The organism is Flavobacterium ponti (genome assembly GCF_042652765.1).
Taxonomy (GTDB): domain Bacteria; phylum Bacteroidota; class Bacteroidia; order Flavobacteriales; family Flavobacteriaceae; genus Flavobacterium; species Flavobacterium ponti.
In genome coordinates, this window is sequence record NZ_JBHSGW010000001.1 from 445,802 (window position 1) to 460,457 (window position 14,656).

The 14,656-nt window shown below is 33.1% G+C and carries 5 protein-coding genes and 1 tRNA gene; 1 reads left to right on the plus strand and 5 read right to left on the minus strand.

Annotated elements, in window-relative coordinates; translation table 11 throughout:
- Positions 1–135 precede the first annotated feature (135 nt).
- Positions 136–7,020 (minus strand): Ig-like domain-containing protein, encoded by a 6,885-nt coding sequence (locus ACFO3U_RS01955; RefSeq protein ID WP_379737920.1) that lies wholly within the window; start codon positions 7,018–7,020, stop codon positions 136–138.
- A gap of 341 nt (positions 7,021–7,361) precedes the next feature.
- Positions 7,362–8,753: a dipeptidase gene (locus ACFO3U_RS01960; protein ID WP_379737922.1), complete on the minus strand. Its 1,392-nt coding sequence runs from the start codon at positions 8,751–8,753 to the stop codon at positions 7,362–7,364.
- 124 nt (positions 8,754–8,877) lie between these two features.
- On the opposite strand from ACFO3U_RS01960, the gene ACFO3U_RS01965 reads away from it, so the two are divergent.
- A tRNA-Leu gene (locus ACFO3U_RS01965) sits at positions 8,878–8,959 on the plus strand.
- A gap of 115 nt (positions 8,960–9,074) precedes the next feature.
- On the opposite strand, the gene ACFO3U_RS01970 is transcribed toward ACFO3U_RS01965, so the two are convergent.
- Genes ACFO3U_RS01970 through ACFO3U_RS01980 form a run of 3 tightly spaced genes read right to left on the minus strand, consistent with a single transcriptional unit; the run spans position 9,075 to position 14,652 of the window.
- Positions 9,075–11,948, minus strand: a complete 2,874-nt coding sequence (locus tag ACFO3U_RS01970) for an alpha-amylase family glycosyl hydrolase (protein WP_379737924.1) — start codon at positions 11,946–11,948, stop codon at positions 9,075–9,077.
- A 51-nt stretch (positions 11,949–11,999) separates the two neighbouring features.
- Positions 12,000–13,061, minus strand: a complete 1,062-nt coding sequence (locus tag ACFO3U_RS01975) for a SusE domain-containing protein (protein WP_379737926.1) — start codon at positions 13,059–13,061, stop codon at positions 12,000–12,002.
- A 19-nt stretch (positions 13,062–13,080) separates the two neighbouring features.
- Positions 13,081–14,652: a RagB/SusD family nutrient uptake outer membrane protein gene (locus ACFO3U_RS01980; RefSeq protein WP_379737928.1), complete on the minus strand. Its 1,572-nt coding sequence runs from the start codon at positions 14,650–14,652 to the stop codon at positions 13,081–13,083.
- Between the last annotated feature and the right edge of the window lie 4 nt (positions 14,653–14,656).

Below are 14,656 nucleotides of genomic sequence, written 5' to 3' on the forward strand. Positions count from 1 at the left end.
ATTTAACGCTAAATGTTACGAAATGTTGTAAGTTGTTGATAACTAATTTAGTAAAGTAAAAAATCCGTTTACTCAATGAAGAATAAACGGATTTAAATTTTGACTTGGTTTAAGTTACAAAGTCATTATAATATATTATTTTTTTATTATTTTAAATTCTGTTGATTGGCCTTCTGCAAAGACTTTTACAACATAAACTGAAGCAGCAAGTTCTGACATGTCAATAGATACTTCAGTTTTGTTTACTTTGTTGCCTTTCACTTTTCTACCACTTAAATCATATATTTCTATAGAAGTAATGTTTTGTGAATAGTTAACTGTGAATACATCTAAAACAGGATTTGGATAATATTTTAATCCTTTCACATCAAATGATTTTGTTTCTAGTACTACAGTAACTGTCACCGCTAAAGGAGTACTTGAACAAGATCCTAAAACAGAAACCGCATAATAAGTAGCTCCAGAAATTAATTGTGTTCCAGCAACGATTGCGTTTGTTCCAGCCGCAGCATCTGCACTACTAGGATACCAAATAATTCCTGTTCCAGAAACAACAAGATCTTCAATAGTTGCATCTGATGCATTGGTTTCAGTTACGGTTTGAAGTGTATTACCTGTTGGGGTTGGCACTGTTGTTATAGAAACAGTAACTAATGTTCTAGGACTTTCACAAGAATTCAAAGTTTGAGAAACATAATAATCTCCAGAAACTAACGTAGTTGTATCTGCTAAAGCAGTTCCACCAGTAGACATTGTGTACCATTGTAAAGCAGTTCCTGTCGCAACTAAATCAGCTACTGTTGCACCATTACAAAATGATTGAGATGAAGCTGTTGGAGCAGTAGTTACGTTTATTGTAACACTTACCATTGTTCTAATACTCTCACAAGAATTTATAGTTTGAGAAACATAATAATCTCCAGAAAATAAAGGAGTTGTACTTGCCAAAGCAGTTCCTCCAGTAGAAGCAGCGTACCATTGTAAAGCAGTTCCAGTTGCAACTAAATCACCTACTGTTGCACTATTACAAAATGATTGAGATGAAGCTGTTGGAGCCGAAGTTACGTTTATTGTAACACTTACCATTGTTCTAATACTCTCACAAGAATTTATAGTTTGAGAAACATAATAATCTCCAGAAACTAGAGGAGTTGTACTTGTCAAAGAAGTTCCTCCAGTAGAAGCAGTGTACCATTGTAAAGCGGTTCCAGTTGCAACTAAATCAGCTACTGTTGCACTATTACAAAATGATTGAGATGATGCGGTTGGAGCAGTAACATCATTAACTGTTAAAACGGCACTTATATTATTCGTTCCATCCCAAATACCACCACCAGTTGGAGTATACCCACCATAAACATAATTCCCTGGTGTAAATACAAACCTACTCGCAACATAATATGTTCCAGCTGCCATTGGTCCAAATGTTGCTTGATATTCATCATTATTACCAAATTGTACATTAAATGTAGCTAATTGCCAACTAGTTTCTGGCCAAGTTGCAGGATCTGTATTTGTTGTGTTAGTTCCAATCCAAGCTGTTATGCCTGAGCCTTGTCCAGCAGCTTCTGTTACACCTGCTTTGTATACTTGAGCATAGAATGTTTGAGTGTTACATGTTTCAATTGTAGCTGTTCCTGGAAATTGTAAATTTACATAAGGAATACCACAATCTAATGTTGTAATTGAAGCAGTAGTGTTTACAAAACAGTTAAATGCAGTGGTTGCAGTTGCAGTATAAGTGTTGGTATTTGCAATTGAAGACTTATAATAAACTGTAGGAGCATTAGTGTTTGCAACATAAGCTATAGTTGCTGCTGCATCAGTGTATAAATCATTTACTGGAGACCATGTTATTAAAGTTGATTCAATAGTTGATATTCTAAGGTTAGGTCTGTTTGTTGAAACTGATGGAAGAGTTGTGTTTGAACAAACATCAGCCGTGTTATCTTGTGAACGATATAAATTCAAACCAGATACAACAGTTGAAGATTCAACAGATATAGAATTTGCTATTGCTCCTCCACCATTGTTATTGTTAAAACAAGTTTCAATTAATAAATTTGAAACTCCATCCCAATTTAAAGGTGTAGTCATTGTAAAATCTAAATTTCCAGAACCAGAACTAGGTGTGTAACTTGCAGGTGCTAATACAACATTTGTAGCTCCAGAAATAAAATCTGTGCCTAGTGTGGAATTAGAAACAAACCCAGCATTAATTGTAAAGTTATTCAATAAATTAGGTGTTCCAGATAAGGCTACAAATCCAATTGTGTTGATGTTTTGTCCCGCAACCATTCCTAATGCAGTTAGCTCAGAAGCAGTATATAATGCTTGTGTTTTTGAGCCTCCCCAATATCCTTTGAAAGGTGTTGAAGTGGTATTAGTTGAAGTCCCAGAACCTACTTTTCCTTCTACACCAATAATACCTCCTGATGTAACTAAACTTTGAATAGTATCAATACATGTTGAAGTTGATGTAGGAGTTATAATTAATGATGTTGGTAATGGGTTAACTATAACATTAAAAGTTGTTGTTGTTGAACATAAACTGCCACTAGTTTGTGAAGCTGTTAAAGTGTATAAGGTTGAAACAGTTGGATTAAATTGCCATCCTGTACTTTCATTACCCGTAACTCCAGAAGAAGGAGACCAAGTATATGTATTGTAATCACCAACCGAAGAGGTTAATGTAATAGTAGCAGAAGTATCAGATTCACAAATAGTAACATTAGGTAAACTTAAAGACAAGTTAGGAGGAGTTGTAACAGAAGCAACAATTGCAACTCTTGGTGAAGAACATAATAATTGACCATTAATTGTAAATTTAGGTCTATTAGAAGATGTGCTGTTTACAGATGTTTCATCTAGCATAGCGGTAGGTGTAACATTGTCTCTTTGTCTATAAGCTGATGAAACGAATCCTACATTGTCCACTTTCATAGTTGTAGAGGTAGAAGTAGAAGCAGAAGGAACTCTTGACCATGAGATCGAAATAACAATGTTTGAAGCACCATCCCAAATAAAACTATTTGAAGTTCCTGTTCCTGTACCAAAGACTAAATTATTTATTGTATTTGCTATTGGAGTATATCCATCGTTAGCTTCACTTCCTGCATATACCAAAGTAAGGTTCGTATTAGGAACAAATGTACTAGTAGGAGCAGTACTTAATGTAGTGTGACCAACATTTACATAAAAACCTTGATAGGTTTGACCAGAGTTAGTTGGTTCAAAACCTAAATTGGTTATTGGACCAGCAGTTATTCCAGCTTGAATTAATTCTGATGCTCTAATAATATATTGTGTTTTAGCACCTCCCCAAGAACCAGGGAAAAAACTTGCAGCAGTACTACTTGAATTAGTTGCACCAGCACCTAGAGTTATGTTTCCAGAAGAAGATGTTGTTGCTGCAGCATAATATGTTGTTGTTGTATTTATACTTGGAGTTGTAAATGTATTTCCTATTGCTAAAGGTGAGCCACCTACTGAATCTGAATACCAATTGATAGTTGTTCCAGTGTTACCAGTAGCCATTAAATCAACTGAACCTGTACCACATCTTGTATTAGGAATTGTAGACGTAATATTGTTAGTGAAAATAATTTGAAATGGTAATGAACTTCCAGATGTTGGACCAGCAGAACAAGTTACTTCACAAATATAAAATTCAGCTTGCGTAGGGCTAATCGTTAGTGTTGGATTTATAGCTCCACTTATTGCAGTATAAGTAATTCCATCTGTTGAAGACTTCCATTGGTATGTAACCCCAGAACCAGTTGTTATATTTTGTAAACTCAAAGTTATGCTTTCACCTAAACAAATTGAATTTGAAGAAGATATTGTATTTCCTGGTGTTGGTGTTCCACTACAAGTATTTGAATTAGCATATGATAAAAAACCATTATAGTTTGCACTTGGTAAAGAAAAATTTGATTGAACTGTATTAGGTGTACCAGCGGTAAAAGTAGCAACACTTCCAAAAGCGGAACTATAGGCTCCATTTGCTGTTACTGCATGAACTGGAATGTTTGTTGAAACTAAATTAGCATCAGCCAAACGAACATTTATATCGGTAAAAGTACCAGTTGTAGGAATAGCTTCCCATCTTCTGTTAGTTGATAATCCTATGATTGACGCGTCTTCTGTGCCAGAATTAGTATTAAATGCTTCTGCTTTAAATTTTGATGCTGATGTTGTTGTAGGAGCTAACCAAATAGGAGAATACACTCCAGCTTTACCAACTGGGTATAGTACATAATTTGAAGCAGCATTAGCATCATTAATTGTTCTTACAATAGGACCATCTATAAATGAATTCGTAGAACCACCAGTCAAGGTTCCAGCTGTGGTTGCAGAACCATGACTAATGTGGTTAGCTGAAGTTGTAGAAACAATTCCATTAGTTAATGTTAAAGTATTTAAAACTTCAATTACACCTCCAGCGATTGTTAATCCATTTGTATTGTCTAACGTAATGTTGTTAACTATTCTTGATGGAGGTATTTCAAATCCTGTTGTTCTAGGAGTTGTTTCACTCAAATATAAAATTGTGTAAGAACCAGTACCAAGATTATAAATTGGTGAAACATCAAAATTTCCACCTGAATTAGGATTAGATGCTTGACCAATTTGAACGGCAGCTCCAAGGGCTAAACCTGTTCCAATTGTAATGTTTGATGAACCAGTAACTAAGCCATAAAATAAATTCACTCTTTGAACTAAAACTGGAGTTGAAATTGTTAATCCCATTGGATTTGCGATACCTAAAGAAGAAACTCTTCCTGTGAAAGTTCCAGATCCTGATAATGTTTGTGCAGTAGATGTGCCAAGGAAATTTAATCTTGAATTGGCAGTTGTAGTTTCAGAACTCAACACAGATCCATTATTAATCATATTTCCTTCATTTTGTAAAGTAGACTGATTCAGGTCTAATATACCTCCAGAAGCTACTGAAGTATTTCCTTTTACAATAACTCCACCACCGGTTGTGCTTCCAATTTCAAAAATTCCACCATTGATAATTAAATCCCCATTGATTTGAAGAACTCCAGATGTAATTGCTCTGAATTTACCAGTACCAGTACTGTTTACAGTTAAGTTTCCTTGAATTGTTCTTGAGTTAGATGTGAAAGCGCTTAAAGTTCCAGTAGACAAAGTATTATTTACAATTAAATTACCTAAACTAGTAGAACCAGAGGTTAAAGTTGTTCCAGAAGTATTTCCATTTAATGTTGCAGTTGCATTGGCTTGCCAAGTTGCAGTTGGAATATAATTTACTGTAGTACTATTTGAATGTGTATAATTACTTCCATTTTGAAAAATTAAATTTGTTGCATTACCAGTAATACAAGCTGAACTAGAATTTAAATTACTCGTTATATTTCCAGTAGAAGTCACTGTGAATAAAGTTCCTGTTCCTCCAGTTGTACTAATATTATTTGATGTTGAACCACTAGCAATATAAGTTCCTGATAAAGTTCCTGTATTTCCAGAGCCAGTAAAAGCAAAAGCAACTGCGTTTGTAGCTGAAGTAAGATTTAAAGTACTTCCTGCTTCTAAAATAAAATCATCATTTGGACCACCTGAAATAGTTATTGTTCTTGTAGTTGTTGCACTTGAAGATAAAGTTAAGTCAGTATTATCAATAATTTTTATTTGACCAACAGTAAAACTTGTTCTATCAACTGATATTGACAAAACTCCACCAGGAGTAATACCAGCACCATCAATAATGTGTACATCTGAAGTAGCCCATACAGTTGGTATAGATCCTGTTCCATCTGCTGCAGTATTCCAATTTGCAAAATCATTCCAATTACCTCCAGTTAAGCCCGTCCAATAATAACTTATTCCATTAAGTGTTGCTTGACTACCTGAAATAACTGAAGAAGAACTACCTTCTGTTAATGCTGTTACTTTGTAATAATAAGTTGTACCAGCAGCTAAGCCAGTTTGAATAGAATTATAATTTGTGCCTACACCTATAGAAGTTGTAGAAGCTATGGTTGTATTTACTATATTTTGAGTAAAAGCTGCATCTGTTGCACGAGTAATTAAAAATGAAACTTCATTAGTAGCATTATCTACCCATTCTAAAGTAGTTGTGTTCGTTGTAATAGAGCTAAAAGCTAAACCAGTTACATTTCCTGAAATTATTGGTGGAGTAAAGCTATATGTTCTTCTGTTTCCATCTGCACTTGAGTCAAGGTTGGTAATCGCACCTAATGTAGAAGGAGTAGTGTTTGCAGTATAAGTTCCAGTTGTTGTGTACGTACTTGTTAAATAATTAACAGAAGCAAACTTTCCAGCAGCTGAACCAGTATAAAATCCGATTGACATTCCTGATGCAGGAGTACCAACAGTAACATTCATAGTGCCATAAACGTATTCTATAATTCCAGTTGTTTCATATAATCTTATTTGATAAGTTGAATTTCCAGCGGCTGCAGTACTTGTATAATATAGCTGCATGTCCTTTAATTCTATAACAAGAACTCTATTAGGAGCAGTTCCAATAACTTTTGCATGAACTTTTCCCGTTATAGTTCCCGTTCTCATGTCAGCATTGAATGCGCCTAATCTAGGGGATGTTGAAGTTCCACCCGATATTGTATAGATATTTGTACCTACTGCACTTCCTCCTAATTGAAGGACACCATCTTCATTAACAGAATATTGGGTGTAATTATTTCCCATAAAAATAAAGTTAAATCCAATGTTGTTAACACCAGATGAAGCTGCATCTAACCCAGCACCAATAAGTTGTGCTGTTCCTGTAGACATGTCAACTGTATTTCCATTTGCATCTAATGCTAATGAACCAGTAGTGTTTGTACTAAAAGTATAATTTGCTGTTGACTGTGCTTGCGCGAAAATAAAAGAAAACAACGCTACAAACACTGTTAAAAACGAAAGCCTTGTTCGTTTTTTAGTTTTGTACGATGTAATTCCTTTACTTGAAGAAATTGTTGAACCAGACAATAGAAAGGTTTCAACTGAATCGTAATTTTTTGTCATATTTGAAAAATGTTAGTATATATCGCAAATGTAATGTTAAAACATTCTCGAATTCATAATGCAAAAAATATATTTTTGTGAATCTAAAAGGTCAATAATTTCTAACATTTTAACTTGCTAGAAGTTTTTTTATAACAATTTGTATGTTTTTTTCGTAGGAAATTACAACAAAAAAATAAAGAAAATTTATAGCGAAATTGTTTGAATAATTGTAATTAAAAATTAAAAAACAACAACAAGTATCAATTTTGCTTTTAATTTTTTATAAAATTTTTTTTAAATCAAAATTCCGCTAACTCATTGAAGAATTAACGGAATTTAAATTTAAATGCTAGGTAGATTTATTGTGTAGAAAGTTCTACAAAATATTTGTAAAATAATGGTATTGTTTCAATACCTTTTAAGTAATTAAAAACTCCAAAATGTTCGTTTGGAGAGTGAATTGCATCAGAGTCTAAGCCAAACCCCATTAAAATAGTTTTTGATTTTAATTCTTTTTCAAATAAAGATACGATTGGAATGCTTCCTCCTGAACGCACTGGAATTGCAGGTACACCAAAAGTCTCTGTGTAAGCTTTGTTTGCTGCTTGATATCCAATGCTATCGATTGGTGTAACATATCCTTGACCACCATGATGAGGTGTGACTTTTACTTTTACACTTTTTGGTGCTATGTTTTCAAAATGGTTTTTAAATAATTCTGTAATTACTTCCCAATCTTGATTAGGTACTAATCGCATTGAAATTTTTGCAAATGCTTTACTTGCAATAACTGTTTTTGCACCTTCACCAGTATATCCACCCCAAATTCCATTTACGTCTAATGTTGGACGAATTGAATTTCTTTCGTTAGTAGTATATCCTTTTTCACCATAAATATCTTCAATATCTAATGCTTTTTTATAATTTTCCAATGAAAAGGGAGCTTTTGCCATTTCTGCTCTTTCTTCTAAAGACAGCTCTTCTACATTGTCGTAAAAACCAGGAATTGTGATATGATTGTTTTCATCATGAAGTGATGCAATCATTTTTGTTAATACATTAATAGGATTTGCAACAGCACCACCATATAGACCTGAATGTAAATCTCTATTTGGACCAGTAACTTCAACTTCAACATAGCTTAAACCACGTAAACCAGTTGTAATAGATGGTTGTTGATTAGAAATCATTCCTGTATCAGAAATCAAAATAACATCATTGGCTAATTTTTCTTGATTACGTTCTACAAACCAACTTAAACTTTTTGAACCAACTTCTTCTTCTCCTTCAATCATGAATTTTACATTACACGGCAAGCAATCATTAGCAATCATGTATTCAAATGCTTTAACATGCATGTACATTTGACCTTTGTCATCACAAGCACCACGTGCAAAAATAGCTCCTTCAGGATGAATTTCTGTAGTTTTAATAACAGGTTCAAATGGAGGAGAAGTCCATAGTTCCATTGGGTCTGGTGGTTGAACGTCATAATGTCCATACACTAAAACTGTTGGCAAAGAATTATCTAGGATTTTTTCACCATAAACAATAGGATAACCTGGAGTTTCACAAAGTTCTACAAAATCACATCCTGCTTTTTTAAGACTTTTTTTAACAGCATCAGCTGTTGCAATAACATCGTGAGAATAAGCACTATCAGCACTAACAGAAGGGATTTTCAGAAGATCAATTAATTCGTTTAAAAAACGTTCTTTATTTTCTTGAACGTATGCTTTTATGTTGTTCATCTTGCTATTTTAAGTATAATGTCAAAAATACAAAAAAATAGATGGTAAAAAAATTTACGATTCTTAATTTAAATATAAGAATTATTTTTATATTTGCACCCTCATAATACGAGAAACCAAATTTGCGGGTATGGTGAAATTGGTAGACACGCCAGACTTAGGATCTGGTGCCGCAAGGTGTGAAGGTTCGAGTCCTTTTACCCGCACAAAAGCCCAAACGTAAGTTTGGGCTTTTATTTTTTTAAATCTTTTTTTAAAAACAAAACCCTCTAATTGCTTAGAAGGTTTTGAATCTTAAAATAAACTAACTCGGTATTTATTTTATTGTTTTATAAGTTTTCTTGTAGCTTGATTATTATTTTTATCAATTACTTTAACTAGATAAACTCCATTTTGGAGATCTGAAATTGAAAGTAATTCATCACTAAATTTATTGTTATAAGATTTTACCAATTGTCCTGTTACATTGTAAATTTCAATTTTTTTTGTGTCAATTGAAACCGCAAAAGCATCATTAATTGGGTTTGGATAAATAATAAAACTTGTGTCGAAATTAAATTTTTCATCTTTTAGAACAGCTGGTTGATTTCCGTAAATTCTAAATCCTCCTGATGAAATATTTATTTGTGCTGTTGTGCTTGAAACTGTAATTGGTGAGTTGTCCATTAAGTTGTACCAAGTTCCAGTATAAGGAAAATCTGGAGTTATATTTTGGGCAGCAACAGAAAAATTAGCTAAGATGACTACATTTTTTAATTCTGTTGAAGGTAATGAATTATCATATACATAGATTCTTTGTCTAATATTATTTCCATCCGGACTTATAGTATAGTTACCGTTAAATACAGGAAGGTTTTTCTTGAAATCAATAAATTTTGACCAATTATTATAGACAACACTTCTTGTAGCGTCAGTTAACCAGTTATTAGTCCATTGAGGTTGTGGTTTAGTTGCTAACTTACAATCACCAGCAATTGGGTCAGTTTCATTGTTTACCGTTCCATTTTCACAAGTATAGATTGAATTATTCATTCCTAATTCACCAAAATGCCAAATCATTTTTGGACCTGGAATTAAAATACTTGTTGCACCGATAGCAGACATTCTCATGATAGAATTCGTAAGGTTTCCATTTGTAGGATTTGTTCCACCACCATTTCCATAAGTTATTGCCTCGTAAACTAATCTGTCTTTGTCATGACTTTCAGGATATCCAATCAATCTTTTGCCTGTGAATCCTCTACTAACATGCCCCATTCTTGTAATGTCAGCGTTAGTTGCAAATCCCATTTCAAGCTGTTTGTATGGTTCATACAATTCACCCCACATTAATATTCCTTTTCCTTCATTTAATCTATAGTTTGCCCATTGTTGTTCTTCATTATCTTGACCTAAATGTTCAAAAATAGCAATATGAGTTGGGTCAAGTGACCAAGAATAATCTGCATATTCTTTTAAGACATCAACTCTATCTTGTTGGTATGCATTTGTTTGAGAATCACTACCAGTGGCATTTTGGGTGAATCCTTTAGTTAAATCCCATCTAAAACCATCAATTTTATATTCTTCAATCCATTGTTTAACGACTCTTTTGACATAGGTTTTTGTTCTTGGTTGTTGGTGATTAAAGTCGTTTCCAACACTATAACTATGAGTAGCCACTTGATTAAAATAAGGACTTTCAGAGCTTGGTTCTCCCCAGCCATCGCCATCAGGATCATTCATCCACATTCTTACCATTGGGTTTCTTCCAAAAGCATGATTTAGAGCAACATCTAAAATTACCGCAATACCATTTTGGTGGCATAAATCTATAAATTCTTTGAACTTATCACTTGTGCCATAATATTTATCTAAAGCTAAATGAAAGGAAGTGTTATATCCCCAACTTTCATTTCCTTCATATTCCATAACAGGCATTAATTCTATGGCATTTACTTTAAGATTTTTGAAATAATCTATTTTATTAATTAAGTCTTGAAAGTTTCTATTTGCATCAAAATCCCTGATTAAAACTTCATAAACAACTAAATTGTCTTTATTAGGTTTTGTAAAATTTGTTACTTGCCAATTGTATGGTGTTTGTCCAGTTTTTAAAACCGTAACTTCTCTTTCTTGACCTGCAGGATAGACTGGCATATTTGGATATGAGTTTACAGGAATCCATGGATCATCAAATGGTGATAAAACTAGGGTAGAGTATGGGTCTGCAGTTTTGACTAAAGAAGGTGAATTTGCAATTGGGGCTTGATCTACAACCCAATATTGGTAAGTTTCAGTTTGACCTGATGTTAATCCAGTTAATTCCAACCAAAATTTTGTAGAACTTGGGTCTTTTTTCATTGCATAAGCTGAATTGGGTTGCCAATTATTGAAACTTCCTGCTACATAGACAAAATCTTTATTTGGTGCATCTAGAACTAATGTAGCTTTTGTTGGATCAGTTGCATTATAATTGATACCATCTTCTAAACCAGAAGGAATAGCTTGTGTAATAGTATTAGGGTTTACAATTACATTAAACTTTCTAGTTATTACTGAAGAGTTTTGAGTAACTACTAATTCATAATTTGTATTCGTTGAAATATTTGTGTGATTAAATGAGTAGTTTGTTGTAGCAGCATTTGTGTTTATAGAAACGCCATTAGCCATTAAATTATAGGAAGCATTTCCACCAGTGTTTGTTGCAGTAATATTTAAATTTCCACCAGCATTAATGATAGTTGTACTATTATTTATTGGAGAAGTTAAATTCACTTGATATGTTCCAACATTAAAAATGAAATCTGTACAGCTAGGTGTTTTTTTCATTTCTTGATTACCAGCTGCATTTCTTAATACCAATCCAATTTTTGTAGCATTTGCTTGTTGTGAAGTGTTTAAATTGAAGTATGTGCTTGGTGTAATTGTAATACTCCAAATTCCTCCACCTTGGTTTGTCATTAAACCAACACCGTCATCTTGTCCCCAATTTCCAACAACTGCAAAACCAAAGGCATTTGAATCATCTCCAATACCAGCATGCATATAAACTTTATTTGCTGTGGTAGGAATTGAATTACAACTACTTTGTGCTAAATTTACTGTAATAGTTATTGGATCAGTTACATTAAATGTTGCTGGTGATATTGTAACTTGTGCATTTGATATAAATGAGATTAAGAATGTAAATAATATAAATAAGTTTTTTTTCATAACAATATTTTAAAATAAAAGGGCCGTTATGAAACAGCCCTTTATATAATTTTATTGAGGAGTTAAAGTATAAGTGTAAGCTCTTGGATTGCTTAAGTCTAGCTCGATAAGATATGTTCCAGATGCAGGAACGGCAATATTATCTCCGCTTTCATTTAATAAACCATCTGCACCAGTGTCTCCATAATTTAATGCCCAATCATCATTGGCTCTAAATTTAATTTCATTACCTCCACTTAAGGCAAGAATAATCTCCCATTTTTTTGTAGTTTGATTGTAAGTCATGTTATGATCTACTACACCATTATCTGGCCATCCATTAGGGGTTCCAGAACCAGTAACAGCCCAATTTGTTAAAGTAGTAGAGTAAGTTAGCGCAGTTGTGTTAGCTTTTACACGGTAATAACCAGCAGTAGCAATTGCATTGGATTCATTCTGTTCAGCTAAAACACCTGAAAAAGAACCATCATCACCATAGTCAGTGTTACCCCATTCAAAAACACCAGCATCGTTTCTTTCAACAAATTTAAATTCTCCGTCTAACCATATATAACCTTCAAAATCAGTTTCTCCAAAACCAGAAGAAGCTAACAAAGGTGCTGTTGGTGGATCCCATCCTTGATGATTACCTGGAACTGCTAGTTTTGGTAAATCAGTTGTATAAGGAGTTATTGTAATTTTTATGGTATTTGAATATGCTTCTAAAGATGTATTTGATCCTAAAGAGGATTTAATTCTTACATCTACATCTGTTGCTTGAAAAGGATTTATACCTAAATCTAAGGCAACTGTATTAAGTTGTTCAACTGTTAATACCATAAATCTACTAGTCGTTGTTCCAGCAGAAACAATAGTTGTAAAATCGGTTCCTGACAATGCTGTTTGAACTTCATAATTAACTTCGGTTTGTACATCATAATCTGCATGATTCCATACAAGAGTAGTTGCTTCATTTTGAGCATTATCTGGAGTTAAAACATATGAGCTGCCATCTAAAGGAGTTAGTAGCTCTGGGCCACCTTTTGCAGTTGCAATAGTTTGGTCGTCATTTTCACAAGATAAACTTGCTAGAAATAAAAATGCTAAAGCACTTGTTTTTAAAATATTTTTCATTTTTTATGTTTTTAAAATATTAATAACCAGGGTTTTGTGTTAAGTTTGGGTTTGCATCTAATGCAGTTGCCGGTATTGGAAATAGTTTATAAGTATTTGGAATTGAAGTGCCATCAACTACACCACCTTTCCACGGCCATATATAGTTACTTCCTGTAAAAGCATTAAATCTAATTAAATCAGACCTTCTATGTCCTTCAAAGTTTAATTCTCTTGCTCTTTCATCAAGAATATAAGATAATGCATCACTTGTTCCAAGTACGTGAGATGTATAGCCACTTGGTGGCAATGAAGTTATAGGAGTTGCATTTGCTCTATTTCTAATTAAATTTACATATCCTAAAGATTGAGAATTAGCACTTCCATCTTTTCTGATTTGTGCTTCTGCACTCATTAAATAAGCATCTGCTAATCTAAATAGAGGAAAGTCTGTTGATGAGAAGTCTGTTGAAATTCCTGTTCCATCTGAATTAAGATTTGTGAATTTTACACTAGGGAATCCATTTGTCCACTCTTTATAATCAGTCATTTCATAAGTTTGACCAGTTTGCCAAAATAATTGTCCTCTAACATCTGTTGTTGAGCTTAAATCACCAAATAATCCATACCATGCTTTTGATGACCTATGTCCTGCCCAACCTTGAAGTGCTCCATAATCGTTTAAAGACATATTAGCAGAGTTTAAACTCCCATTTACGATATAAGTAGTGTTACCAAAACTTTGACTATTTAAAGCATCTGCTATAAGAGGATAAATAATTTCTGAAGAAGTATTGTTATCACTTGAAAAGTTTTTTCTAAAATTACTTTCAAGTGAATAACCTCCTTCATTGATTACTTTTTCAGAATATATAAAAGCATCATTCCATCTTGGAGTTCCTGTGTAAACTTCGGAATTTAAATATAATTTTGCTAATAACATTCTAACAGCAGATTTATTTGCTTTTCCATATGAATTAGTTAATGAAATTTTATTTTCAACATCTAATAATTCACTTTCTACAAAATTAAATAACTCTAATCTTGAAGCTTGAGGTAAAGGAGTTGTTGTGCCTAAATCATCTTCTGTTAATAGTACACCTTTTCCAAAACAATCAATCATGTAATAATAGGCTAAAGACCTTAAGAACCTTACTTCACTTATAGTCTGATCTTTATTAGGTATATCAACATTATTTAAAATAGCCAATAAATTGTTGCATTGAGGTACAGTATAATATACACGATTATACAAATATCTAAAAAACTTATTATTTGAGTCCCATTGAGAAGTGGTAGTTAGTTGATCCAAACCATCATCTCCCCAACGGTTTTTCATAGCATCTGCAGTAAAATCTTGTAGGTTTAAAATTCCTCTTAAAAACGGAGATTCTCCTGGGTCATCTGAGATGTCTGAACTTCCTGCTCCATTTGGACCTGATAACGCGAAAGAACCGTATAGTTTTGACATTATACCTGTTATTGCTTCAGGGTCTTTTTGTAAAAGCTCTTGTAATGAAAGCTCTACTTTTGGTTCAGTATCTAATTCATTTACACAACTAAATGTAATAAATGCAAAAATAATGAAACTTGTTAATTTTATTTTTTTCATAGTT

Bases quoted from the DNA above. Each gene is read 5' to 3' on its own strand.
- ACFO3U_RS01955 (WP_379737920.1), bottom strand. From the start codon at position 7,020: ATGACAAAAAATTACGATTCAGTTGAAACCTTTCTATTGTCTGGTTCA.
- ACFO3U_RS01960 (WP_379737922.1), bottom strand. From the start codon at position 8,753: ATGAACAACATAAAAGCATACGTTCAAGAAAATAAAGAACGTTTTTTA.
- ACFO3U_RS01970 (WP_379737924.1), bottom strand. From the start codon at position 11,948: ATGAAAAAAAACTTATTTATATTATTTACATTCTTAATCTCATTTATA.
- ACFO3U_RS01975 (WP_379737926.1), bottom strand. From the start codon at position 13,061: ATGAAAAATATTTTAAAAACAAGTGCTTTAGCATTTTTATTTCTAGCA.
- ACFO3U_RS01980 (WP_379737928.1), bottom strand. From the start codon at position 14,652: ATGAAAAAAATAAAATTAACAAGTTTCATTATTTTTGCATTTATTACA.